Annotated in this window: 22 protein-coding genes and 3 tRNA genes; 18 read left to right on the top strand and 7 right to left on the bottom strand. The window is 61.7% G+C overall.

Annotated features, from left to right (window positions below; genetic code table 11):
* Positions 1 to 4: 4 nt before the first annotated feature.
* A complete protein-coding gene (locus KUW17_RS06610; protein WP_222477012.1) occupies positions 5 to 721 on the bottom strand; it encodes a Crp/Fnr family transcriptional regulator in 717 nt (238 codons plus the stop codon).
* Between the two features lie 220 nt (positions 722 to 941).
* On the opposite strand from KUW17_RS06610, the gene hemA reads away from it, so the two are divergent.
* From hemA to KUW17_RS06545, 13 genes are all read left to right on the top strand, one after another.
* Positions 942 to 2,165, top strand: a complete 1,224-nt coding sequence (hemA, locus tag KUW17_RS06605; protein ID WP_222477585.1) for a 5-aminolevulinate synthase — start codon at positions 942 to 944, stop codon at positions 2,163 to 2,165.
* Between the two features lie 579 nt (positions 2,166 to 2,744).
* Positions 2,745 to 4,421 (top strand): cytochrome D1 domain-containing protein, encoded by a 1,677-nt coding sequence (locus KUW17_RS06600; RefSeq protein ID WP_222477010.1) that lies wholly within the window; start codon positions 2,745 to 2,747, stop codon positions 4,419 to 4,421.
* Between the two features lie 192 nt (positions 4,422 to 4,613).
* The gene (locus KUW17_RS06595; RefSeq protein WP_222477009.1) at positions 4,614 to 6,407 is read left to right on the top strand and encodes a NapC/NirT family cytochrome c; all 1,794 of its coding nucleotides are present in this window, start codon (positions 4,614 to 4,616) and stop codon (positions 6,405 to 6,407) included.
* 57 nt (positions 6,408 to 6,464) lie between these two features.
* Complete coding sequence (locus tag KUW17_RS06590; protein ID WP_222477002.1) at positions 6,465 to 6,884, top strand: plastocyanin/azurin family copper-binding protein; 420 nt, start codon at positions 6,465 to 6,467, stop codon at positions 6,882 to 6,884.
* A 326-nt stretch (positions 6,885 to 7,210) separates the two neighbouring features.
* Positions 7,211 to 7,978, top strand: coding sequence for a uroporphyrinogen-III C-methyltransferase (cobA, locus tag KUW17_RS06585; protein WP_222477000.1), 768 nt, complete (start codon positions 7,211 to 7,213; stop codon positions 7,976 to 7,978).
* Positions 7,971 to 8,300, top strand: coding sequence for a c-type cytochrome (locus KUW17_RS06580; protein WP_222476998.1), 330 nt, complete (start codon positions 7,971 to 7,973; stop codon positions 8,298 to 8,300). Before cobA ends, KUW17_RS06580 begins: the two co-directional genes overlap by 8 nt.
* Positions 8,297 to 9,436 (top strand): cytochrome D1 domain-containing protein, encoded by a 1,140-nt coding sequence (locus KUW17_RS06575; protein ID WP_222476996.1) that lies wholly within the window; start codon positions 8,297 to 8,299, stop codon positions 9,434 to 9,436. The genes KUW17_RS06580 and KUW17_RS06575 overlap by 4 nt, the downstream gene beginning before the upstream one ends.
* 3 nt (positions 9,437 to 9,439) lie before the next feature.
* Entirely contained in the window at positions 9,440 to 10,429 is a 990-nt protein-coding gene (locus tag KUW17_RS06570) for an Lrp/AsnC family transcriptional regulator (RefSeq protein ID WP_222476994.1), read from the top strand.
* A complete protein-coding gene (locus KUW17_RS06565; RefSeq protein ID WP_222476987.1) occupies positions 10,426 to 10,875 on the top strand; it encodes an Lrp/AsnC family transcriptional regulator in 450 nt (149 codons plus the stop codon). Before KUW17_RS06570 ends, KUW17_RS06565 begins: the two co-directional genes overlap by 4 nt.
* A complete protein-coding gene (locus KUW17_RS06560) occupies positions 10,872 to 11,366 on the top strand; it encodes an Lrp/AsnC family transcriptional regulator (RefSeq protein WP_222476985.1) in 495 nt (164 codons plus the stop codon). Before KUW17_RS06565 ends, KUW17_RS06560 begins: the two co-directional genes overlap by 4 nt.
* Positions 11,367 to 11,370: 4 nt before the next feature.
* Positions 11,371 to 12,594, top strand: coding sequence for a heme d1 biosynthesis radical SAM protein NirJ (gene nirJ / locus KUW17_RS06555; protein WP_222476983.1), 1,224 nt, complete (start codon positions 11,371 to 11,373; stop codon positions 12,592 to 12,594).
* A 58-nt stretch (positions 12,595 to 12,652) separates the two neighbouring features.
* On the top strand, positions 12,653 to 14,152 hold the full coding sequence (locus KUW17_RS06550) for a nitrite reductase (protein WP_222477583.1): 1,500 nt from the start codon (positions 12,653 to 12,655) through the stop codon (positions 14,150 to 14,152).
* Positions 14,153 to 14,194: 42 nt separating this feature from the next.
* Entirely contained in the window at positions 14,195 to 15,247 is a 1,053-nt protein-coding gene (locus KUW17_RS06545; RefSeq protein WP_222476982.1) for an NnrS family protein, read from the top strand.
* A gap of 244 nt (positions 15,248 to 15,491) precedes the next feature.
* On the opposite strand, the gene hemN is transcribed toward KUW17_RS06545, so the two are convergent.
* A complete protein-coding gene (gene hemN / locus KUW17_RS06540; protein WP_222476980.1) occupies positions 15,492 to 16,847 on the bottom strand; it encodes an oxygen-independent coproporphyrinogen III oxidase in 1,356 nt (451 codons plus the stop codon).
* Between the two features lie 217 nt (positions 16,848 to 17,064).
* On the opposite strand from hemN, the gene KUW17_RS06535 reads away from it, so the two are divergent.
* Positions 17,065 to 17,151, top strand: a tRNA-Leu gene (locus KUW17_RS06535).
* A 97-nt stretch (positions 17,152 to 17,248) separates the two neighbouring features.
* Here KUW17_RS06535 and KUW17_RS06530 read toward each other — a convergent pair.
* The gene (locus tag KUW17_RS06530; protein WP_222476978.1) at positions 17,249 to 18,736 is read right to left on the bottom strand and encodes a flavin-containing monooxygenase; all 1,488 of its coding nucleotides are present in this window, start codon (positions 18,734 to 18,736) and stop codon (positions 17,249 to 17,251) included.
* Positions 18,737 to 18,747: 11 nt separating this feature from the next.
* Positions 18,748 to 19,191, bottom strand: a complete 444-nt coding sequence (locus KUW17_RS06525) for a cupin domain-containing protein (RefSeq protein ID WP_222476976.1) — start codon at positions 19,189 to 19,191, stop codon at positions 18,748 to 18,750.
* Between the two features lie 126 nt (positions 19,192 to 19,317).
* Here KUW17_RS06525 and KUW17_RS06520 point away from each other — a divergent pair, with 126 nt between their 5' ends.
* Positions 19,318 to 20,325 (top strand): helix-turn-helix domain-containing protein, encoded by a 1,008-nt coding sequence (locus tag KUW17_RS06520; protein WP_222476974.1) that lies wholly within the window; start codon positions 19,318 to 19,320, stop codon positions 20,323 to 20,325.
* A 72-nt stretch (positions 20,326 to 20,397) separates the two neighbouring features.
* Positions 20,398 to 20,473: transfer RNA gene (locus tag KUW17_RS06515), tRNA-Thr, on the top strand.
* Between the two features lie 170 nt (positions 20,474 to 20,643).
* Here the strand turns inward: KUW17_RS06515 and KUW17_RS06510 are convergent.
* Positions 20,644 to 20,720: transfer RNA gene (locus tag KUW17_RS06510), tRNA-Arg, on the bottom strand.
* 147 nt (positions 20,721 to 20,867) lie between these two features.
* Between KUW17_RS06510 and KUW17_RS06505 the strand changes: the two genes are divergently transcribed.
* On the top strand, positions 20,868 to 21,893 hold the full coding sequence (locus tag KUW17_RS06505) for a LacI family DNA-binding transcriptional regulator (RefSeq protein WP_222476971.1): 1,026 nt from the start codon (positions 20,868 to 20,870) through the stop codon (positions 21,891 to 21,893).
* Positions 21,893 to 23,095, top strand: a complete 1,203-nt coding sequence (locus KUW17_RS06500; protein WP_222476969.1) for a winged helix-turn-helix domain-containing protein — start codon at positions 21,893 to 21,895, stop codon at positions 23,093 to 23,095. The genes KUW17_RS06505 and KUW17_RS06500 overlap by 1 nt, the downstream gene beginning before the upstream one ends.
* A 6-nt stretch (positions 23,096 to 23,101) precedes the next feature.
* Here the strand turns inward: KUW17_RS06500 and KUW17_RS06495 are convergent, their stop codons facing one another.
* Positions 23,102 to 23,563 (bottom strand): acyl-CoA thioesterase, encoded by a 462-nt coding sequence (locus KUW17_RS06495; protein ID WP_261397035.1) that lies wholly within the window; start codon positions 23,561 to 23,563, stop codon positions 23,102 to 23,104.
* A gap of 54 nt (positions 23,564 to 23,617) precedes the next feature.
* Positions 23,618 to 23,794 carry a hypothetical protein gene (locus tag KUW17_RS06490; protein WP_222476967.1) on the bottom strand — a complete coding sequence of 59 codons (177 nt, stop codon included), beginning with the start codon at positions 23,792 to 23,794 and terminating at the stop codon, positions 23,618 to 23,620.
* Positions 23,795 to 23,905 lie beyond the last annotated feature (111 nt).

Below are 23,905 nucleotides of genomic sequence, written 5' to 3'. Positions count from 1 at the left end.
CTGTCTATTGCGCTGTGCCGCCCTTGTGCCAGGCTTCGGCCGGATCTATCTCAGCGTAGCCGCGCAGTTTCTGAACGTCCTCGATAACAGCGTGGTTCTTTTTGATTTCCACTCCAGCTGTTTTCAGACGGGCAAAGGCACGGCTCAGGCTTTCCGGTTTCATGCCTAGGCGGCCGGCGATCAAAACCTTGTCGTAGGGCAGGACCACCTCACAGCCGCCGCTATCGCAGCGACAGAGCTTCAGCAGGAATTCCGCCACCCTCTGGGCGCCGGTCTGTGCCTTTAGCTGTTCCAGCTGTTCGACCAGCGAATGCAGATGGGCAAAGGTCGACGCCAAAATGGAAATACTGATCTGCGGCTCCTGTTTCATCAGAGACACCAGCAGCGAAGAGGGAATGTGCAAAACCTCCGCGGGTGTCACCGCTTCGGCCGACACCGGATACCTGGCACCTTTGAGCGCCACCGCTTCTCCGAAGCTTTCGCCGCGGGCAAAGACACTTACCACAGTTTCAGAGCCGTTGGGCGCAATCCGGAACAGTTTGGCCCAGCCCTCGATCATGACGTGGATCTCAGCGGCTTCCTCATCCTGCAGAAAAATGGTTTCGCCCCGGTCATAGTGCCGGAAACTGCCGTGGGACAGCAGCGTTTCGACGTGTTGGTCAGGCAGCGAACGGAGCAAGAGCGAATTGCGTGCGACCGCTTTGTTCTGTTCGTGCGCCAAAGTCTTGTGTCTCCTGGGTTCCGGCTCCCGCCTTTGCCGGAGCTACATGTGCCTAGGATTCATGAATACAGACGCCGCAGGTGAAGGTCCACTGCCGCTCTGGTCCGCAATGGCCTGCCGCCTGTCTGTATCCTTGACCATAGTCATGGATGACGCCGCTGGTCCGTATCAGGATCCGCTCCAGACAGAATGGCAGATGCAAGCGAGCGGAGGCCCAGCCATGGATTTCGAACATTTTTTCAAGGATCGCCTGCAGGAGCTGAAAGACGAAGGAAACTACCGCGTTTTCATTGATCTTGAGCGGCGGCAGGGAGCATTCCCGCAAGCACAGCAAACCGAAGGCGGAACCCGTAGGGATGTGAAAATATGGTGCTCGAACGACTATCTGGGAATGGGCCAATGCCCGGAGGTGCTGGCTGCGATGCATGAGGCGCTGGATACGTCCGGAGCTGGAGCAGGCGGAACCCGCAATATTTCAGGCACCACCCATGCCCATGTGCTGCTGGAGGAAGAGCTTGCCGACCTGCATGGGAAGGAAGCGGCGCTTCTGTTCACTTCCGGATACGTGTCGAACTGGGCGGCGATCGGAACACTGGCCGCCAAGATACCGGGGCTGATCGTGTTTTCCGACAGCCTGAACCACGCCAGCATGATCGAGGGCATCCGCCATTCCCGCGCTGAAAAAGTGATCTGGAAGCACAACGACGTGAACGATCTGCGGGCCAAGCTGGCAGCGGCGCCAGCCAATGCACCCAAGATGATCGCATTTGAATCGGTCTATTCGATGGATGGGGACATAGCGCCGATCAAGGAGATCTGCGACGCGGCAGATGAGTTCGGCGCGATGACCTACTTGGACGAGGTGCATGCAGTCGGGCTTTACGGTCCGCGCGGTGGCGGCATTGCCGAGCGCGAAGGGCTGATGGACCGGTTGACAGTGATTGAGGGCACGTTGGGCAAGGCGTTTGGTGTGGTGGGCGGTTATATCGCCGCCAGTGCGCCGCTGTGCGATTTTGTGCGCAGCTTTGCCAGCGGATTCATTTTCACCACCGCCCTGCCGCCTGTTGTTGCCGCTGGCGCCCTTGCTTCCGTGCGCCACCTCAAGGCATCGCAGAGTGAGCGCATCCTGCAGAAGGAACGGGTCGCCGACGTCCGCGCCCAGCTTGATCTGCTGGGTATTCCGCACATCATGAACCCGAGCCATATCATTCCGATCATTGTGGGCGATCCGGTGAAGTGCAAGTTCATCTCTGATGCGCTGCTGGAGGAATTCGGCATCTATATCCAGCCGATCAATTATCCCACCGTGCCAAAAGGCACAGAGCGTCTTCGGATCACGCCGGGTCCGGTGCATTCACCCACCGACATCAAACAACTGGTGGAGGCGCTGGGAACGCTCTGGGAACGTTGCAAGATTGCGCGCCGGACGTCGGCAGCCCAGTAGGCTGCGGTCCAGTAATCCGCAGCCGGGGCATGCAGGTTGCGCACCCTAGCGGCCGCAAGGCCGCTGGGGCAGTTTACGTTTAGACTCGCCTTGGATTGGATGCATTGAAGAACACTGGGCACCGGGCTGGCACGGCGGAGCCTGGGCTGATTTGAATGGGCTGGCTGGAAGGAATGGCCGCGGCGCCCGCAGTGTTTTGCGGGCGCCGCGGTCCGAAACCAGCCATGCTGTTTGCCGGCCTCACCGTAAGACGGCGCCAGCGGACTGGTTAACCTGCGCCGGAATATTTCCGTCCGGAAAATACCCTTCTGGTCGGCGCCGTTTATTAGGTGCATCCGGATTTTAACCGTTTGGTCCGGCCGCTAGCCTTATCCAAAGTCAAGAGCTGGCCGGTTGAGGGAAATTATTGAGCTGCAGCCGGCGCAAGACGCCAGGCTGCAATCCCACGAACAAACCCGGGGTGGAGGCGAAAACCGGCCCGAAACTCACAAAACCGCGAGCGAAGTTGTCCAAAGTCAAAGAACTGCCGGCAGAATCCCCCTCTTATCCGGGTGCCTCACCAGCAAACGGAGAGTGATCATGTCACTTGGACTCAGCTACAAAAATACCCGCCGGGCACTGGGAGCAGGCTTTGCACTGCTGCTTGGTTCTGCCGCTATCCCCGCCTACGCCGAAGGCCCCACCTTGAGTGAGGAGGCTTTTGAATCTTCCAAGCAGCTTTATTTCGAACGCTGCGCAGGCTGCCACGGCGTTCTGCGCAAAGGCGCAACCGGCAAGAACCTGGAGCCGCACTTTAAACAGACCAAGGCTGACGGCACAGTGGTCGAAGGCGGCACCCTGAAATTGGGCCAGGAGCGTCTGGAAAAGATTATCGCCTGGGGTACCGAAGGCGGGATGAACAACTTCTCGGACATCATGACCGAGCAGGAAATCAAGGACATGGCGACCTACATCCAGATGGATCCGCCGAAGCCGCCAGAGATGTCGCTTGAGCAAATGAGACAGACCCGCAAGGTCTATGTCGAAGAAGCAGACTACCCGACCGAGCCGCTGCACGGCCGCAACTGGGAAAACTTCTTCGTCGTCATCGAGCGTGACGTGGGCAAAGTGGCCGTGATCGACGGCGACACCAAGGAAGTTCTTGCACACATCCCGACCGGTTATGCCGTGCACGTGCTGAAAGCCTCTGAACACCACAAACTGGAAGAGCCGGAAAACCCGGGCCGCTTCTGGTACACCATGGGCCGCGACGGCAAGATGACCAAGATCGACCTCTGGCAGACGCCGGACAAGATGCTGGTTTCCGAAGTCACCATTGGCTATGACGCCCGCGATGTGGCGGTGTCCGGCGACGGCAAATACGTCATCGGCGGTGCCTATTGGCCGCCGCACTTTGCAATCGTAGACGCCAAGACCATGGAACCGCTGAAGGTTGTTTCGACCCGCGGCACCAACGTTGACGGCGACTATGTGGAAGAAAGCCGCGTGGCTGCCATCTACACCACCCCCAACGAGCCGACTTGGATCGTTGCGGTGAAAGAGCTGGGCCAGCTGTGGCAGGTGGACTACTCCGACCTGGACAACCTGCGCATCGACAAGATCAACTCGGCCAAGTTCCTGCACGACGGCTTCTTTGATCCGACCGGCCGCTATTTCCAGATCGCTGCAAACGCATCTAACAAGATGGTTGTTGTCGACACCAAAGAGCGCAAGCTCGAGGCGATGATCGACACCGCGCCGCTGCCGCACCCCGGCCCGGGCGCCAACTGGGTTGACCCGAACTGCGGCCCGGTTGCCGGCACCACTCACCTTGGCGAAGGCACCGTGACGGTCTGGGGCAACGACCCGGAAGGCAACCCCGACAACGCTTGGAAGACCTGCTACGAGGTCGAGACCGATGGTGCGGGCCTGTTCATCCGGACCCACCCGAACTCCAAGTACTACTGGGCTGACCAGACCAAGCACCCCGAGCCTGAGGTTCAGCAGTCGGTGCAGGTCATCTCGAAAGAGACCGGTGAGGTCGTGAAAACGATCCAGATCACTGACGAGGAAGGCTCCGCGGCTGTGCACTTCGAGTTCAACGCGGACGGCACCGAAGTCTGGGTCTCCAAATGGAACCGCTCGACTTCGAAAGAGCCCAACGGCGAAATCGTGATCTTCGACGCCGAGACGCTGGAAGAGATCGGCCGCGTGAAGGGCCTGTATGCCCCGACCGGCAAGTTCAACGTCTACAACCGGTCGAACCACGTCACCTGACGATCAGGATGACAGACCTTCGGAAGGGCGGGCCCAGCGCCCGCCCTTCCTGCCTTAGCGGTACCGGATTGCGGCGGCCGCGGGGAGTCAGGGCACGGCAGATACCTCTGCATCCCGCCCTGCGCCCCCTGCAATCCGGGACTTAGACCTCCGTCGGCAGGGGGCTCATACAGAGATTTATGGAGCCTGGAGATGACCCAGACCAACCAAGCGGAAAAGAAAAGACCCCTCTGGCGGCGCTATGTCCTTTGGGGCATGCCGATCGGCGGGATTCTTGTTGCCTTCACCGCGGGCATTATTTTCTGGGGCGGTTTCAACACCGCCATGGAAGCAACCAACACAAAGCAGTTCTGCGTCTCCTGCCACGAGATGCGGGACTTCGTTTATGAGGAATACAAGGGCACGATCCATGATGTGAACCGCTCGGGTGTCGGCGCGGTCTGTTCTGACTGCCACGTGCCAAAGGACTGGACACACAAGATCATCCGCAAGATTCAGGCCTCGAAGGAAGTCTGGGGCAAGATTACCGGAACGATCAGCACTCCTGAGAAGTTCGAAGCCAAGCGCATTCACCTGGCCATGAACGAATGGGAGCGGATGAAGCGCACGGACTCGCGCGAATGCCGGAACTGTCATGACTTCGAGTCGATGATGCCGGAATTCCAGAAGCCGCGCGCGCGCCAGCAGCACTTGAACGCCATGACTGTGGGGCAAACCTGCATCGACTGCCACAAGGGTATCGCGCACTCCAACATCCGCGACCGGGCGGAGGACGAGTATCTCGAGAAGCTGGAGTCACCAGACCCGCGGTTCATCCGCGAGATTCCGGCAGAATACATGGAAAGCCTCGCCCGCATCGAAGCCAAGGAAGCCGCCGAAGCTGAGGCTGCCCAAGCGGCCAAACAAGCTGAGCAGGAAGTTGTTCAGGCCCGCATCGCCGCTGCAGTCGAGGCGGCACGTGCAGAGGAACGGGCTCTGGCGTCCGGAGAAACTGCCGAAGCGGCAGGATCAGGCGGCAGCAATGTTGCGCCGGGCATTGACTGGGATGCAGTTACCGCGGCGAACATGACTCTGTTCTACCCCGGCCAGGCCTCTTTCGAATGGGTGCAGAACGGCAAGCAGCACGGCGGCGCGCGCCCGCTGACCAAAGGCGGCGACCAATGTTCGACCTGCCACGGCAAAGAGGTGGAAGCCATCGGCAGCAAGATTGTCGCCGGAACCGAGAACACCGAGCCGACGCCAGTACCCGGCAAGCGCGGCGTGATCAATGCAACCGTGCAGGCGGCACATGACGGTGAGAACCTCTATGTGCGCATGCAATGGCCGGACGGTTCCCATGCTCCCGTACCCTTCGTGGACGGCGGCAAAATGGACCCGGACAACCAGATCAAGGTCGCAATGATGATCACCGGCACCGGCATCGAGATGGGTGAGCAGGTAGGCTGCTGGGCGACTTGCCACGCGGACAACACCTACATGCCCTTTGACCCTGGCGCCGAAGCGATTGCCGCCAGCGGCGATGTCGCGGCCCGCCTTGAGGCCAACGGCTCTGTCACCAAGTATCTAAGCGAGACCCGCTCCAGCATCGAGATCAAGGGGCGCCGCGGCAAACCGCAGGGCGGCTGGGATCAGCTGAAGGCGGCAGAGGAGATCGAGCAGTACCTGGCCGACGGCACCTTCATGGACCTGATGCGGGTCTACTCGGACGGCAGCGGCTCCAACGGGTATCTGCTGGAGCGCCGGGTCGAGAACGGCGGCGAGTTCGCCTCCGAAGCCACCCTTTCGGCCGGTATGTGGACCGTGGTCTTCTCACGGCCGCTGAACTCCGGCGCGCAGGGGGATGTTCCGCTGGAACCGGGCAAAACCTACACTGTCGGCTTCGCCATCCATGATGACTATGCCGCCGCGCGGTTCCACCACGTGACGCTGAACACCACCATGGCCCTGGACAACGGCGAGGCGCAGATCAACGTAGTCGGGCAGTAAAAACAAACCGGCGGCCGGGCCTTCCGGCCGCCGGATCTTCCGGCAAGGAGACTTCAGATGAAAAGGCTATCCATTCTTGTGTCTGCACTGCTGCCGCTTGCGGCAGCTTTTCCCGTTCTGGCGGAAGACGACGGTAATGCCGCGATTTGTGCTGAGGCCGAGGAGCGCTATGTCTCTATTTTCGGCAGCTCTTCCGCCGACGCGGAAGGCGTGACGGTCGTCAAAATGTACAAGTACAACTTCTGCCCTGCGGCAGTCACGGTGCCCGTGGGAACCACCGTGCGCTGGGTCAATGTCGACAAGCGCACCAGCCACAGCGTTTTGTCGCCCGCTGCCGGAATGCCGGAATCGGATCGCGCTTTTCCGGAGGAGAGCGTCGAATTCACCTTTCTGACCGCTGGAAGCCAGGAATACCTCTGTGGTCCCCATTGGGAGACACAGCAGATGATCGGAATGGTCACGGTCACAGAGGAATAAGCACAGCGGAAGCTGCGCTTTCCGCAGCCCGCGGCTGCGATTACCACGGGCACGAAGCACGGGATGCCGGTGCTCGCCAGAGCATCCTTTTCGAAGCCATTTAATTATCTATTACAATGGCTTAGACGAATATTGGCAGCAAGATCCCAACGCGCGACCGGCACCTTAACTTAAGTCAAGGAACCCGTGCCGGCTCCGGGGCATTCTGCCCCTGACATACCGGATTCGCAGGATCAGGCCATCTCCGCTGTATGGAACAAGCGGGACAGGACGCCGGGTCTTGGAAACCCTGATTATGGAAACAACAGATACATGCGAGGGACCTCATGAGCGGTAAAGTATTCCTGATAGGCGCTGGCCCGGGAGATCCTGACCTGCTGACCCTGCGGGCGCTCAAGATGCTGGAAGGGGCGGATGTTGTTGTCTACGACCGTCTGGTTTCGGATGAAATCATGGCGCTGTGCCCAAAAGGGGCGGCGCTGATTCCAGTCGGAAAATGCCCGAAAAACCATCCTGTCCCGCAGGACCGTATCAACGAGATACTGCTTGAGCAGGCAAGCCAAGGCCATACGGTGGCACGTCTCAAGGGCGGCGATCCGATGATTTTTGGCCGGGGATCCGAAGAGGCGCTGTATCTGACCGGGCACGGAGTCAGTGTCGAATACGCGCCGGGGATCACTGCAGCACAGGGCGCGTCCTGCTCGACCGGGGTGCCGCTCACCCACCGCGGCATCGCCACCAGCGTGCAGTATGTGACCGGGCACCGGCAGGCGGACAAGATTCTGGACCTGGACTGGAAGCGGCTGGCCGATCCTGACACGACGCTTGTCGTCTACATGGGGGTCGCCAATATCGGCCAGATTGCCATGGGGCTGATGACCGAAGGCCTGCCGGCGGGCACACCTGTGATGGCGATATCCAAAGCCACCTCGGCTGAGGAGCGGCGCATGGTCTCGACGCTCGGCTCGATTGCGCAGGATGCCCGCGAGGCCGGGCTGAAGCCGCCCACATTGTTCATCATCGGCCAGGTGGTTTCGCTGTATTCCGAACAGCCCGTTGCCGAACTGGTGGCGCAGGCTAAAGCCCATGGCTGACATCCGGCACGGCATAACCGCGGCTGCCCTGGCGCTGCTGTTGCCATGTGCCGCCGCTGCCGGCCCTGCTGGAGCGGAAGGGGCAGATGCCCTGCAGCGTCTGGTACACCAGGATTGCGGTTCGTGCCACGGGCTGCAGCTCAAGGGCGGGCTGGGGCCTGAACTCACACCTGAAGCGCTGCAGCACTACGACCGCGAGGTCCTTGTTTCGGTGATCCTAAACGGGGTTCCCGATACCCCCATGCCGCCCTGGCGCCCCTTGCTGAGCCAGGAAGACGCTGCGCGGATTGCCGATTACCTGTTGTCAGGAGAAATGAAGTGAAGCACCTCCTTGCCGCCGTCCTGTTCTGCGCGTCCGCAGCCGGTGCCGAGACCGTTGCCACAGGCGATCTTGGCGTTGTTATAGAGCGGGCCACAGGTTCTGTGCTGCTGGTCGATCAATCCGAGCGCGCGGCACTTGCGCGGATCGAAGGCTTCGGCGACCTCAGCCATGCCAGCCTCGTCTATTCGCCGGATGAACGTTTTGCCTATGTCTTTGGCCGCGACGGCGGGCTGACCAAGCTGGACATCACCACCCGCAAGGTTACGGGCCGGGTGATGCAGTCGGGAAATGCCATCGGCGGGGCGATCTCAGACGATGGCAAGCTGGTGGCGGTTTCCAACTATGACCCCGGCGGTGTGCGCATCTTTGACGCGGATACCCTGGAAATGGTTCTGGACATTCCCACCGGCGGCAAGACCATCGGCCTAGTGGATGCGCCCGGCACCCGTTTTGTGTTTACCGTCTGGGACACAGGCGAGACCTGGATCGCCGACATGTCCGGGGCGGAACCGGAAATCACCCGTATCCCGGGAATGGGCGATCGCCCCTATGATGCGCTGATCACGGCCAGCGGGCGGACCTATATCACCGGTCTGTTCGGAGAAGACGGGCTGACTGCACTGGACCTGTGGGCCGAGCAGCCGGAGCCCATCCGGGTGCTGCCCGGCTATGGCCGGGGGCAGGAAGAAATGCCGGTCTACAAGATGCCTCACCTAGAAGGCTGGGCACTGACCGGGCAGGAGTTCGTGCTGCCGGCAGTGGGCCACCACGAAGTGCTGTGGGTGGACGCAAACACTCTGGAGGAGACCGCCCGCACCAAGACGCACGGCCAGCCGGTCTTTGCCATGGCGCGGCCAGACGGGCGGCAGGTCTGGGTCAACTTTGCCCACCCTCTGAATGACACGATCCAGGTGATCGACAGTGTTTCCAAGGAAGTAATCCACCAGTTCAAGCCCGGACCAGCGGTGCTGCACATGGAGTTCACTCCGCGTGGTCACGAAGTCTGGCTGAGCGTCCGGGACGCCGGAAAGATTATGGTCTACGACACGCAGACCTTTGAGAAACTTCGTGAAATAGACGCGGAAAGCCCTTCGGGGATCTTCTTTACCGCACGGGCGCACAGGACGGGTTTGTAAGAAATGGACGGGATCGCCTGCTCGACCGACCGCCGCCTGCTGGATGACTGGCAGAGGGATTTCCCAGTCACCGCGCGCCCCTTCGCCCTGCTGGGCGAGGCGCTCGGGATCGGCGAGGACGAGGTCATCGCGCGCCTGTCGTTCATGCAGGGCGCTGGCCGCGTCAGCCGGCTCGGCGCAACCATCGCGCCCAACACAATTTCGGCCTCTACTTTGGCTGCGGTGGCGGCCCCGCCCAACCGCATCGAGGAAGTCGCGGCGCTGATCGGCACGCAGCCTGGCGTGAATCACAATTACCAGCGCGAAGACTTCTGGAACCTTTGGTTTGTGGCGACGGGGCCGGATCGTGCGCATGTGGATGAAACACTTGCCTGCATTGAGAAGGCCACTGGCCTGCGGGTTCTGGATCTGCGGCTTGTGCGTCCCTTCAACGTCGATCTGGGGTTCCGCATGAACGGCCCGCGCCAGCTCAACCCGCCGCGCCCGGCCGATCGCAGCGTGCTGCTTGATGGCGACAGGGACTTGCTGCAGATCCTTGCCAGGGGCATGCCCCTGGCGAAGCGGCCGTATGCTGAAATCGGGCTGCAGCTCGGTTTGGGCGAAGCAGTTGTGATCGACCGGATCAACGTGCTTCAGCAGGCAGGGATCATTTCGCGTCTTGGCGTCATCGTCCGCCACAGGGCGCTGGGATGGTCGGCCAATGCAATGGTGGTCTGGGACCTGCCCCAAGCGCAGATCGGCACCGCGGGGCCCGCGCTTGCAGCGCTGGACGGGGTGACGCTTGCCTATGAACGCAGGCCAGTTCCGGGTGTCTGGCCGTACAGGCTCTACAACATGGTGCACGCCCGCACCCGCAGCGGCGCGCAGACGGTGATCGATGCCGCAAGCGCCCTCCCTGAACTGGCGGGCGCGCGCAGCAAGGTGCTCTTCTCGAGCCGCTGCTTCAAACAGACCGGGGCTCTGATTGCCCGAAGCGATGGAAGGGCTGCATGATGCTGGACGATACCGATCGCGCATTGATCAACAGGCTGCAGGACGACCTGCCGCTTTCCAGCCGCCCCTTTGCCGCCGTCGGGGCGGAACTGGGGCTCTCAGAAACCGAGGTCATCGAGCGCACGAAAGCGATGAAGGACGCAGGCGCGATCACCCGCTTCGGTCCGTTCTTCGACGTGGCAGCCATGGGCGGGGCTTTCTGCTTGTGTGCGATGGAGGTGCCGACGGACCGTTTTGAAGAAGTCATGACCGAAGTCAATGACTTCCCGGAAGTGGCGCACAACTATGAGCGCGACCACGCGCTCAACATGTGGTTCGTGCTGGCCACCGAAACACCGGAGGGCATTGCGGATACGGCAGCGCGGATCGAGCGCAAGACCGGCCTGCAGGTTCTGTGTTTCCCGAAACTGCAGGAGTTCTTCATCGGCTTCCGGGTGAATGCATGACTGTCGAGACCGAAATTTCTGACCGCGAGATTACTGCGGCGCTTCAGGGCGGCCTGCCTCTGGTAGCTGAGCCCTATGCCGAAGTGGCTGGGCGCCTCGGTATCAGCGAAGAGGCACTGATCGAACGGATCCGGGCCATGAAAGAAAGCGGTGCGATCCGCCGCATCGCCGCGGCTGCGAACCACTACAAGCTGGGCATGGTGGCAAACGGCATGACCGTCTGGGATGTCGAAGATGCCCGGGTGGCGGAACTAGGCGCCTGCATTGGCGCGCTGCCTTTTGTCACCCATTGCTACGAACGGCCGCGCGCACCGGAGGCCGGCTGGACCTACAACCTCTTTGCCATGGTCCACGGCGACACCCGTGACGAAGTCGAGGCCAAACGCCAGGAGATTGCCGCGCTGCTGGGCGGTGCCTGCCGCAGCCACGACATTCTCTATTCCAAGCGCATTCTGAAAAAGACGGGGCTCAGGCTCCGCAAGCGGGGGTAATCCCATGTTTCGCATGTCCGAATACATGAAGCAGCTGACCGAGCCGAAACCCGTGCGCAAGCGCGGTGGCGCGGGGATGGTCAAGCCGGTGGTGATCTGGAACCTCACCCGCCGCTGCAACCTGAAATGCCGCCACTGCTATACGGTTTCGGCTGATGTCGATTTCCCTGGCGAGCTGAGCCAGCAGCAGGCGATGGAGACGCTGGAGGATTTGGGGCGGTTCCGCGTCCCCGCACTGATCCTGTCGGGCGGCGAGCCTTTGGACTGCAAGTACCTTGATCCTCTGGCCCGCCGGGCGCGGGAACTGGTCCGGGTGCTGGCGCTGTCGACCAACGGCACCAAGATCCACGGCGATGCCGCAGACCGGATTGCAGACATTGGATATGACTACGTGGGCATCTCGATCGACGGCATCGGCGCCACCAACGACTGGTTCCGCGGTGTCGAAGGCGCCTTTGACGCCGCCGTGCGCGGAGTGCGCGCGCTCAAGAAGCGTGGTGTCAAAGTGGGGCTGCGCTTCTGCCTGACCGAAGGCACCGGCCACCACCTGCCGGACCTGCTGCAGTTGTGCGACGATGAAGGGGTGGACAAGTTTTACCTCTCGCATCTTGTCTATGCGGGGCGCGGCGACAAGAACCGCGGTGAGGACGCGCATCACAAACGCACCCGCGCGGGCCTGGACCTGCTGATCGAACGCGCTTGGGACGGAGTGACCGGGAAGCGCGCGCCGCTGGACGTGGTCACCGGAAACAACGATGCCGATGCCGGGTATTTCCTGGACTGGGTGCGCCGCAATTTCAGCGCCGAGCAGACCGCCCACGTGCGCGAGCATCTTGTGGCCTGGGGCGGCAACTCCTCCGGCCTCGGCGTTGCCAATATCGACTTCCTCGGCGATGTGCACCCGGATACCTACTGGTCCAGCTACACTGTCGGCAACGTCAAGAAGACGCCTTTTACCGAGCTCTGGACCGGCAATGATCCGATGCTGGCAACGCTGCGGACCCGCCCGCGCCCGCTGGAAGGCCGCTGCGGCGCCTGCAGCCTGAAAGATGTCTGCGGCGGCAATACCCGTATCCGCGCGCTTCAGCTGACCGGCAACCCATGGGCGGAAGACCCGGCCTGCTACCTGACCGACAGCGAAATTGGTGTTGCCTCTGCCGGCCCGCGGCTGGAAGTCACCCCCTTCAAAGGAAAGAGCCATGACCCACAACACCGGTTTTTCGGATAACCCCGCGCCGAAACCGCTGGTGCGGAAAAAAATCTGGGCTGCAGCCCTGCCGGCGCTCATGCTGTTTGGCGGACCCGCCGCTGCCGATCCCGCCGAGCTGTATCATGAGCAGTGCAGCAGCTGCCACGGTGAAAGCCGTTTGGGCGGAACCGGCCCCGCGCTGATCCCTGAAACACTGAAGCGCATGCGCGGGCCGAAGGTGGCAAATGTCATTCTGCACGGCCGCGAGGCCACGCAGATGCCAGCCTTTGCCGAAGTGATTCCGGCGGATCAGGTTGATGAACTGGCAGCCTGGCTCAAGACGCCGCTGACGGAGGTGCCGGCCTGGAACGCAGAGCAGATTGCGGAAAGCCGCCAGATGAACCCGGACTATGCGCCGGCGGATGCCCCCGTGTGGTCTTCGGACCCGATGAATATCACCCTGGCGGTAGAGACCGGCGATCACCACGTGAGTGTGCTGGACGGCGACACCTTTGAGGTGCTCGACCGGTTCCCAACGCCTTTTGCTGTTCATGGCGGACCCAAGTTCGACCCGAAAGGCCGGTTTGTCTTCATCATGTCGCGGGACGGCTGGGTGCAGAAATACGACCTGTATTCGCTGAAAGAAGTGGGCCGTGTCCGAGCGGGCCTCAACAGCCGCAACATCGCAATGAGCGCCGATGGAAACTGGCTGGCTGTAGCCAACTACCTGCCCAATACTCTGACGATCCTGTCCACTGAGGACCTGACTGTTGCAGACGTGCGCGAGGTCAAAGGCAAGGATGGAACGCCCAGCCGCGTGTCCGCCGTGTACCAGGCGCCGCCGCGCGAAAGCTTCGTGCTGGCGCTGAAGGATGTGCCGGAGATCTGGGAAGTCTTTTATGGCAAGAACCCGCCCCAGCAGGGTTTTGCCCATGACTGGCGCATGGAGGGGCCTGCCCACACCGATATTCCTTTCCCGGTTCGCAAGATCACCACCCCGGATTATCTCGACGATTTCTTCTTTGACCAGACCTACGAATACGTGATGGGCGCTTCGCGCAGCGGTGAAGGCGGCCAGGTGATTGATCTGGTGATCGGTCAGAAAGTGGCAGATCTGGACCTTCCCGGTATGCCGCACCTCGGGTCCGGGATCACCTGGAAGTACGGCGACACGACAGTCATGGCGACGCCGCACCTGAAGGATGGCACCATCTCCGTGATCGACATGGAAAGCTGGGAAACCGTCAAGCGAATAGAAACCCAGGGTCCGGGCTTCTTCATGCGCAGCCACGAAAACTCCCCTTATGTCTGGGCCGATGTGTTCTTCGGACCGCATAAGGACAAAATGCATGTGATCGACAAAAAGACCCTCGAAATCGTCAAGACCCTGGACCCGGTGCCTGGCGCCACGGTTGCGCATGTGGAGTTCACCCGGGACGGCAAGCATGCTCTGGTATCGGTCTGGGAGGACGACGGCGAGGTTCTGGTCTATGACGCCAAGACGCTGGAGATCGTCAAGCGGCTGCCGATGCGCAAACCGTCTGGAAAATACAATGTCTGGAACAAGATCACCTTTTCCGAAGGCACCAGCCACTAGCGCAGTCGCTACGGTGCAGGGCAGCCGCGTTGGCCCGGGGCGATGACGCCCGCGGCAACTGATGCATCTGCGGAGCTTGGCGCCAGTTTCTGGCGAGCGCCGCACCGGCCGCTGATGCTGTGTGCGGTGCTGGCCGCGCTGGCTGGACCATTGCTGGCTGCAGCGGACCCGCAGAACCACGCCCGTATGATGGTCTTCGGCTTTGCCGGTGCGGCTATAGCAGCCTATCTGCTGACAGTGCTGCCGGGCTGGACCGGTGCGCGCGCTTCGCCTGCGCGGGTGGCGCTGCTGACGGCGCTGTGGCTGCTGGGGCGGTTGCTGCCCGGCCCCGCCGAGGCGCTGTTCTTTTTGCTGCTGGCTGCAACGCTGGCTCCGCCGGTTCTGCGCGCACAGCTGTGGGATCGGCTGTGGGCACCGCTGGCGGCGGTTCTTCTTGCCATGGCTGCACTGGTGCCCGGTCTTGACAGCGGTGTGCCGCCGCTTCTGATTGCTGCCCTTATTGCTGTGGTCGGCGGGCGTGCGCTGCCGTCCTTTCTTGCCAGCGCCGCGAGACTCCCGCAGCCATCGGACCGCCCCCTTATCCGGATCGCCGCCGCACTGTGCATCCTCGGGGCGGCCGTGCTGCCGCATCCAGGCTGGTATGCCGCCGCTGTAGCTGCCTTGGCCTGGCAAATGCTTCAATGGCCGCTGCGGCTGCCACCGATCGGCTTGCTTCTGCTGCCGCCGTGGCTTTGGCTAGCAGCGTCGCTGCTGCTGATGATGCAGTGGGAACAGCAGCCGTCGCTGGCCCTGCATACGCTAACGATGGGTGGCATTGGCGGCATGATCCATGCCTTCCTATCGCGGGTGTTTGCCCGGCGCACCGGGGCTGGACTGGCAGCTAGGCCGACCAGCCTCGCGGGCGCCGCATTGCTTCACGCAGCGGTCATTGCGCGTCTGGCAGAGATGCTGCCATCCGCCCACGCTCTGTGGGGCGCGGCTTGGGCCATCACGCTTTTGCAGTTGATCTGCCATTGCCGCCAGCCGCACAGAACGCCGGTCTTTATCGGATCCAGGTCAGGGACAGCATCAGGGGCCGGAAAGACAAAACCCTAACATAGGCCCGTTGAAAATGCGTGCAGCACGGCGGCCGGTATTCACCGACGGGCAGTGGCGCATTGGGTGGCACAGGCTGGCCGGTCTTGGCCCAGCGCGTACAGAAACCGCTGCGCCAAGTGCGGGATTGTGAACCGGGCTGGAAAACAGGGTGCCGCGCTGTGCATCAGCACAGCACCACACCCAACTGTGAGGGATCTCCGCAAGGAGTCCAGAAACGGGCGGGAGCGCCCTGCTCCCGAGGTCAGGATGCCCGGCTGTAGCGCACCCCTTCGGGCACATGCGCGTCAAAGCAACTGGCGATAATCCGGGTCAGCGGGCGGCCTTCAGGCAGGATCTCCAGAGCTTCCCCATCCAAGAGCACAAGATCGCCAAAGCGGGCTGCGATCTGCGCCAGATCCGCATCCAGTGTTGCCGCCAGACCATCGAAGCGCTGCTGCAGCTCTACTCGGTCCAGCCGGAATTCGCACATCAGCATTTCGATGGCACGGCCGCGCAGCAGATCCTCCTGGCTCATCACATGGCCGCGTGCACCGGTCAGCTGCCCGGCCTCAACCCGCTGCACATACGCAGGTGTGGCCGCTGCGTTCTGGATGTAACCGCCGGCAAAACGGGAGATCGACGACGCGCCGAAGCCGATCAGCGTCGGGCATGTGTCGTCGGTATAGCCCTGGAAGTTCCGCCGCAGATGGCCGGTGCGGGCCGCCACCTCCAGCCCGTCGCCGGGTTTGGCAAAATGGTCGATGCCGATTGCCGCAAACCCCGCCTCGGCGAATTTCTCCGCCGCAAGCCCGGCCAGATGGTAGCGGGCCAGATCGTCCGGCAGCGTCTCTTCCTTGATCAGCTTCTGACGCTTGGCCACCCAGGGCACATGCGCGTAACCGAACAGCGCCAGCCGGTCGGGATCGAGGCTCAGCACCTTCTCCACCGTGTCCGCCATCCGTGCCTGCGTTTGATGCGGCAAGCCGTAGACCAGGTCGGCATTCAGCGAATTGATCCCCGCCGCGCGCAAATCCTCTACACAGGCCTTTGTCACTTCAAACGGCTGCGCGCGGCCGATCGCTTGCTGCACAAGCGGATCGAAGTCCTGAATGCCGATGCTGGCCCGGTTCATGCCTTCCGCTGCCAGCGCAGCAATTTTCTCGCGGTCGACCATGGTGGGATCAATCTCGACCGAGAACTCCCAATCGTCAGTATGCGGAAATACAGCCTTCACCGCCTGCGCCAGCCGGTGGATCAGCTGCGGCGGCAGGATGGTCGGAGTTCCACCGCCCCAATGCATCCGCCCCATCCGCAACCCCTTAGGCAAAAGCGGTGCCACCAGCTTCAGCTCCTGTTCAAGCGTGCCGATGTAGCTTTCCACTGGACTCAGCGTCTGAGTGCCTTGCGTCCGGCAAGCGCAGAACCAGCACAGCCGCTCGCAGAACGGGATGTGTAAATAGACGGAAACCGGCACATCGGGATCCAGCGCCTGCAGCTCGCGGGCCTGTTCCGCAGCCCCCACAGCAGCGGAAAACACTGGCGCGGTTGGATATGAGGTGTAACGGGGCACCCGGCTGTCGAACAGCCCAAGGGCTTGGAGGCGGTCAATCTGTTTCATGACTTTCCTATGCCCCTTTTGCGAATCCGCTACTTTGCGCAGGATCAAACCGCCATCCGGATTTCTGAATAAGCGGAAACCGGGGCACTTTCGCCAACGCACTGGATTCACTTGGGAAAACGATCACAAGGCAAATTCTGGGGAATTTCGGTCTAGAGGCACATTTTCCGTTTGACGCTGCCTGCGACTCCGCTTATACGCCCTCCTCACGACACCTGCCCAGGTGGCGGAATTGGTAGACGCGCTAGCTTCAGGTGCTAGTGTCCGTATGGACGTGGAGGTTCGAGTCCTCTCCTGGGCACCATTCCCCCTCATTCAATAACCGGCTCACTGCAGCAACGAAACTGCGTGCTTTCGAAGCCATGCGCGCCCGCCGTTTCCGGCAGGCGCAGCGGAGAGTGTCAGGCCGCCTGATATTGCGGTGCTGTAGCCAGAAAGCGGCCATAGGCACTGGCATCGGGTGGTACGAATTGCTCCGCAAATCGATTCGACCGTTTCCACTGCGTGGCGCCCATATCCATCAGCAGCTCGTCGAAATGCTTGAAGTGGAATGGCGCCGAACATAGCCCTCCATAGATCTGCGCTGCTGGACGCTCCTTGCGGCGCCAGTCGAGCATCATCTGAATGTTCTCTTCCATCTCCGCCCGCGACGGCTGGCGCGCCAGCTTGCCATCGGCGTAGCGCACCAGCCAATTTGCCACCATCTCAGCCGACAGGATGGTGCAGAAGCTGGAGTTGAACCCGACAAAGCCCATCTCGGGCAAATCCGGGTTCACCGCCAGGCGGTAGGTCCGGTACTGGCCGTCCGCCTCGATCAGCTTGTCCAGATGCTGCTGCGCCAGATAGGGGATCCCCAGCTTCCAGCCGACCGCCGAAATCACCAGATCAGCGCCAATCCGCTCACCATTCTCCAGCACGATTTGATCACCGTCATAGTGCGAAAAGGTGGTGCGGTGCGGTTGAATCGAGCCGTCCTTGAAACCCTCGAACAGACCGGGCGTCACGATCGGCACCGAGCACGAGACATCCTTTTCAATCGGAATATCCGGGACCATATCCCATTTTTTCAAGCCCAGCTGCAGCTTCAATAGCGTCTCTAACCCGCGGAAGTTCGCCCATATCAGCGGCTTGGCGAGCCCGTAAAATGCCTTGTGCAGCCAGCTGCGCCCCCAGCCGTTGAACTGCACTTCTTGCGCCCGCATATAGAGAAGCTTCTTAAAATTGATGCCGCCGACGAAATACGGAACCCGCCAGACATTCTGCCGGTAGACCAGATGGACCTGTTTCGCACCGTTTTGCGCCGCGTTCACCGCCACATCGGTTGCGGATTTTGAGCCGCCCAGCACCACCACCCGCTTGCCGCGCGCGTGCTCTGGATCCAGGTACTCAGAGGAGTGCATCACCTCCCCGCCCTGCTCGGTGAACGCCTCTTGCCCGGGATGGGTCAGGATATTTTTCTCTGAGAACTGCCCGGTGCACACCACCGCGAAGTCCACATCCTGCACCCTGCTGTCGCCGTCCACCTCAATCACCAGCCGCCAGCCTGGCTGCCCGTCCGGGCGCCGGTCCATCTCAAGCACATTGGTGTTCATCTGGAACAGCCGGTGCAGATCATGCTTGGTTGCATAGGAATGCAAATAGGCATGCACCTGCGGCCCCTTCGGCCATTCCGGGTAATCATCCGGCATCGGGTGATCGGTATAGCAGTAGAGATCCTTGGGCGACTGCGTCTGCACACCGGGATAAGAGCGCGACGGCTCCCAAACCCCGCCCAAATCATGGCTCCGCTCGAACCCCAGAACCTGATGCCCCTTCTCCGCAAAGGCCTTGGCCGCGGCCAGCCCGCTCACCCCGCCGCCGATCACGGCGACCGTCTTGCGTTTCACCATGTCCGCCTCCCTTATTCCGCCGGCGGCGGCAGGAAATCGACCTCATGTAGGGCCGACAGCCGCACCAGTTCTTCCGGGTCGGTCACGCCGTCAAGCGCGCAGAAAAGGTCATAAAGCTTGCGTGAGGGCGCCACCCCGAAGACACAGGACGCGGTGCTGCCCGAGCGGTTGAAGATGCCGTGCGCCACGCCCATCGGCATTCGCACGGTGTCGCCCGGCCCTGCCTTGTAAACATCGCCGCCGAATTCCACGTCCAGGGTACCCTCCAGCATGGTGATCCATTCATCCTGGGTAGGGTGTACATGCGGTGGCACAAAGGTGCCGTCTGGAATGACTGCGTGCCAGATAAAGGCATTCTCGCTGTGAAGCTTGGGCGTATAGGTATGCCCGACCACATTCCAGGACGTGCCGCTCAATCCGTCGGCGGCCTTGGTGATTCCCTGATCCAGAGCCATTTGTTCCTCCCTTTCCAGCTCGTTCCAAAAGCCTAGGGGCAGCTCTGGAAAAGGATTATCCAAAATGCGCAAATAAGCGCACCCCGCCGTGATTGCCTGACCTGCAAACCGTGCTAGGCTGCGGGAATGACAGCACTGCAGCCTTCAGGAGAACGCGAGCCGCTGCGCGCATGGCGGCAGTTCCACAGCCGTGACATCGACGAAGTGCGCGCGCTGGTGGCACGGAAGTTCTGCGACCACCGTCTGCAGCCGGAAGGCCCTTCAAGGGGAACTGGCGCCCGCTACAACCATGTGCGCGGGCAGGCCTTGTCACTCAATTTCCTCAGCTACGGATCCGCGGTGCAAATCGACCCGGGCGAGTTGCAGGATTTCTACCTGGTGCAGATGCCGCTCAGCGGCCGGGCGCAAGTAGCCAATGGCAGTACTTCGGTGGCGTCAGACCGACGCACTGCCACGGTGCTCAACCCGACCCGGGCAACCCGGATGACCTGGCACGCCGACTGCCGGATGCTACTGCTGCAGATAAGACGGAGTGCCCTTCACAGGATTGCCGAGCAGGCTGCCGGCCTGTCCCTGCCAGAGGCTGTTGTTTTTGACACAGCACTCCCCGTGTCCGGCGGCGACTTGCGTGGATGGGCGCGCCAGTTCGCAGCCTGTGTCAGCGCCACTGAAAACCAGACCGGCTTTGGCAGCTGGAGCGCGCTGCAGCAACAAGTGATCGAAGAGCAGCTGATTCTTGGCCTGCTGACCCATCAGCAAAGCAATATCCGGCACCTGCTGGCTACCCGCGCTTCAGGGAGCAGCAACCAAATCCGCCGCGCCCAGGACTTTATCCACGCCAATATTGGCGAGCCGCTTTCCGTCCCGGCCATAGCTGCCGCCGCAGACTGCAGCATCCGGTCGCTGCAGGCCGGGTTCCGCAAGCATTTTGGCCTGACCCCGATGGAATACCTGCGTGACCTGCGGCTCGACCTGGCACGCTACCTGATGTTGTCGCGGAGCGCGCAAACCGCGGTCAGCAGCATTGCCTATGACTGCGGGTTCTCCCACCTCGGCCGCTTTTCCCAGCTCTACCGGGCCCGTTTCGGGGAACTTCCAAGCGCTACCCCGGGCATTCCGGGCCATTCTCTGTGATCCCCACTTGCACGGGAATTGCGCAGTGTTTAAACGGACATCACTTGTCTGCCGCCACCGGCGGAGGCCGGTGCCGCTGTAGCTCAGCTGGTAGAGCACGTCATTCGTAATGATGGGGTCGGGGGTTCGAGTCCCTTCAGCGGCACCACTAACCTTTCCAAATCAAGTCTGTGCGCCAGTTTCTGAACCTGGCAGGACGCCTTTCCCGGCGGCCGCCTGCCGCACCCGCTTTTCCGGTGACCGAAGTCCTGGCAGGAATTCAATAACCCGCAACCAAAGGAGTTTTAAGCAGAGGGATTGCCAGCTGAAACAACTTTATGGCGACCCCGGCAGGATTCGAACCTGCAACCTGCCCCTTAGGAGGGGGCTGCTCTATCCAGTTGAGCCACGGGGCCGCGCTTGTTTACGCGATAGCAAATCCCTCTTGCGATCACAATGGGATGGAGGCTGGTGAAAGCCGTTTTGCCGCGCGCAGTTTCCATTGTGCAGCAAGTGATGTCTGCGCTAACGTTAGAGGCAGACAAAACAAGAGGCTCAGGAACGTGACCACGGACAGCAAGCGCCCGCTTACCCTTCGCGATGTATCCGAAGCAACCGGTGTTTCCGAAATGACTGTGAGCCGGGTTCTGCGCAATCGCGGCGATGTGTCGGAGAAGACCCGCACCAAGGTGCTGACCGCCGCCAAGGAGCTGGGCTATGTGCCCAACAAAATTGCCGGCGCGCTGGCCTCGAACCGGGTGAACCTGGTGGCGGTGATTATTCCGTCGCTCTCGAACATGGTGTTTCCCGAGGTGCTGACCGGCATCAACAAGGTGCTGGAAAACACTGAGCTTCAGCCCGTTGTCGGCGTGACCGATTATCAGCCTGAGAAGGAGGAGAAGGTCCTCTACGAGATGCTGTCGTGGCGTCCTTCCGGGGTAATCATCGCGGGCCTGGAACATACGGACGCCGCCCGCGCCATGCTGAGCAGCGCCGGAATCCCGGTGGTGGAGATTATGGACACTGACGGCAAGCCGGTGGACGCGATGGTCGGCATCTCCCACCGCCGTGCAGGCCGTGAAATGGCCAAGGCCATCCTCAAGGCCGGCTACCGCCACATCGGCTTCATGGGCACCAAGATGCCGCTGGACCACCGCGCACGCAAACGGTTCGAAGGCTTTACCGAGGTGCTGGCCAAGGAAGGCGTGGAGATCGAGGACCGCGAATTTTATTCCGGCGGGTCGGCCTTGGCCAAGGGCAGGGAAATGACCCAGGCCATGCTGGAGCGTTCCCCTGAGCTGGATTTTCTATATTATTCCAACGACATGATAGGCGCAGGCGGCTTGCTGTACCTGCAGGAACAGGGCATCAGCGTTCCCGGACAGATCGGCCTAGCCGGTTTTAACGGGGTTGAACTGCTGCAGGGTCTGCCCCGGCAGCTCGCCACTATGGATGCCTGCCGCCTGGAAATCGGACGCAAGGCGGCAGAGATCATTGCCGCCCAGCTGGAAGATCCCGAAGCTGACATCGAAAAACATGTCACGCTGACCCCGACCATTTCTTATGGCGACACGCTGAAACGGCGCTGATGACGCTGCAGCGGCTCGGCAATCAAGGCGCGCGGTGGCTGTTCCTGGACCGCCACGCCCTGCTGGAGCAGCCTGCTGGCCCGGCCAAGGGCGCGGATCTGCTGGCACTTATCCAGCGGCTAGGGTTTGTGCAGCTCGACAGCATCAGCACCGTGGCACGGGCGCATGACGTGATCCTTTTCTCGCGCCGGCCGGGATACCGCGCGAAGAATCTCAAACAGCTTTACGAGCGAGACCGGGGGCTGTTCGAACACTGGACCCACGATGCCGCCATGATCCCGATGGCGTTTTTTCCTCATTGGCACCTGCGGTTTCAGCGCGACACTGAGCTGCTGCGCAAGCGCTGGCGCAACTGGCGGCGGGATGGTTTCGAGGCGCAGTTCGAAACCGTGCTGAACCATGTCCGGGACCACGGGCCTGTCAGCTCCTCCGATGTGGGCAAGGATGAAAAGAAAGGCTCTGGCGGCTGGTGGGACTGGCACCCGTCCAAAACAGCGCTGGAATACCTCTGGCGCTCCGGAGCGCTGACAGTGGTCGGGCGCGAAGGTTTTCAGAAACGCTATGACCTGACCGAGCGGGTCATCGAAGAACATCTGCGGCCCGGAACTTTCTGCGACGAGGCCGCGACCATCGACTGGCTGTGTTCCGCCGCGCTGGAACGGCTGGGATTCGCCACATCCGGCGAACTCGCCGCTTTCTGGGATACAGCTTCGCCAGCGGAAGCCAAGGCCTGGTGTGCCAAGCAACTGCGACGGGGAGAGCTGGAAGAGATAGAAGTGGAGCAAACAGACGGCCAGCTGCGCAAAGTATTCGCCCGTCCGGGCACGGTGGAGGCCGCCGCAGAACTTGGCCCGGCACCGGGCCGGATGCGTGTGCTCAGCCCCTTTGATCCTGCCCTGCGCGACCGCAAGCGGGCTGAAAGGCTGTTTGGCTTCCATTACCGGATCGAAGTCTTCACTCCCGCCGCCAAGCGGCGGTACGGATACTACGTCTTTCCGCTGATGGAAGGCGCGCGCCTGGCGGGCCGCATCGACATGAAGGCGGACCGCAACGCGGATCTCCTGTGCGTCACTGCGGTCTGGCCGGAACGGGATATCAAATGGTCAGCGGCCCGCACCAAACGGCTGGAGGCCGAACTGGACCGGGTCGCCCGTTTTGCGGGCGTTGGCCACGTGCGTTTTGCCGACGGCTGGCTGCGCTGATCCGCGTTACTCCGGCCGCAGCTGCGCCTCGATCACCTGACGGTAATCCTCCGGCGCGGGCCTTGCAGTGAAGCTTTCTGGTGCAATGAATACACAGACGAACTTCCCCTCGAAACACAGCTTGCCATCCTGCCGCGCGTTCACCCGGAAGGTGACTGACTTACTGCCCAGCGCCGAGGGCCAAACCTCGCACAGCAACCGGTGCCGCGGGGTGACCGGCGAGCGGAAGTCAATGCTCATGTGCACAAAGGGAGTGCCGGTGCCGCGGTCCAGCTCCATCTGATACCAGCCATCACCGCCCAGGTGATGCTCCCACCAGGCGTCGATTGCCTCCAGCGCAAAGGCCGGCAACCGTCCGGTATAGGCGATCCGCGCCGGATCGCAATCGCCCCAGCCCACGCGGATTTCATGGATGAAAGTGTCCTGCCCTGCCATTTTCTGCCGCCCCGCATATTTCTGCAGGTGCATCCTAGCGGTGCCGGTCTGAGGTATCAAACTGCAAAGGCAGAGGGGACCGCCGCGTCACGAACTGCCGCGGTTGCGGGACAGGATAAGATCCGGCAGCACCAGCGCGTCAATCAGCGCCTCGCACAGTCCAACGCAGTTGCTGCAACCCACACAGGGCCCTTGCAGCCCGGAAACCTCGGTGGCCAATGCCCTGACCTTGGAGGCTGCGGCTTTGCTTCGGCTGATTTGCATGGCGGGTCTCCCCTTGTGCGCGGTGTCGGACAGTACCAGCGGAACCCCGAAAGGTGATTCAGGTCAATCCGGGCTGGTGTCACGAAATATTTCCATATCCTGCACCAGCAG

This window comes from Leisingera aquaemixtae (assembly GCF_019801145.1).
In the GTDB taxonomy this organism is placed as follows: domain Bacteria; phylum Pseudomonadota; class Alphaproteobacteria; order Rhodobacterales; family Rhodobacteraceae; genus Leisingera; species Leisingera aquaemixtae_A.
Note: the sequence above shows the minus strand (reverse complement) of the source record. Positions and strands in the feature narration are given on the sequence as shown.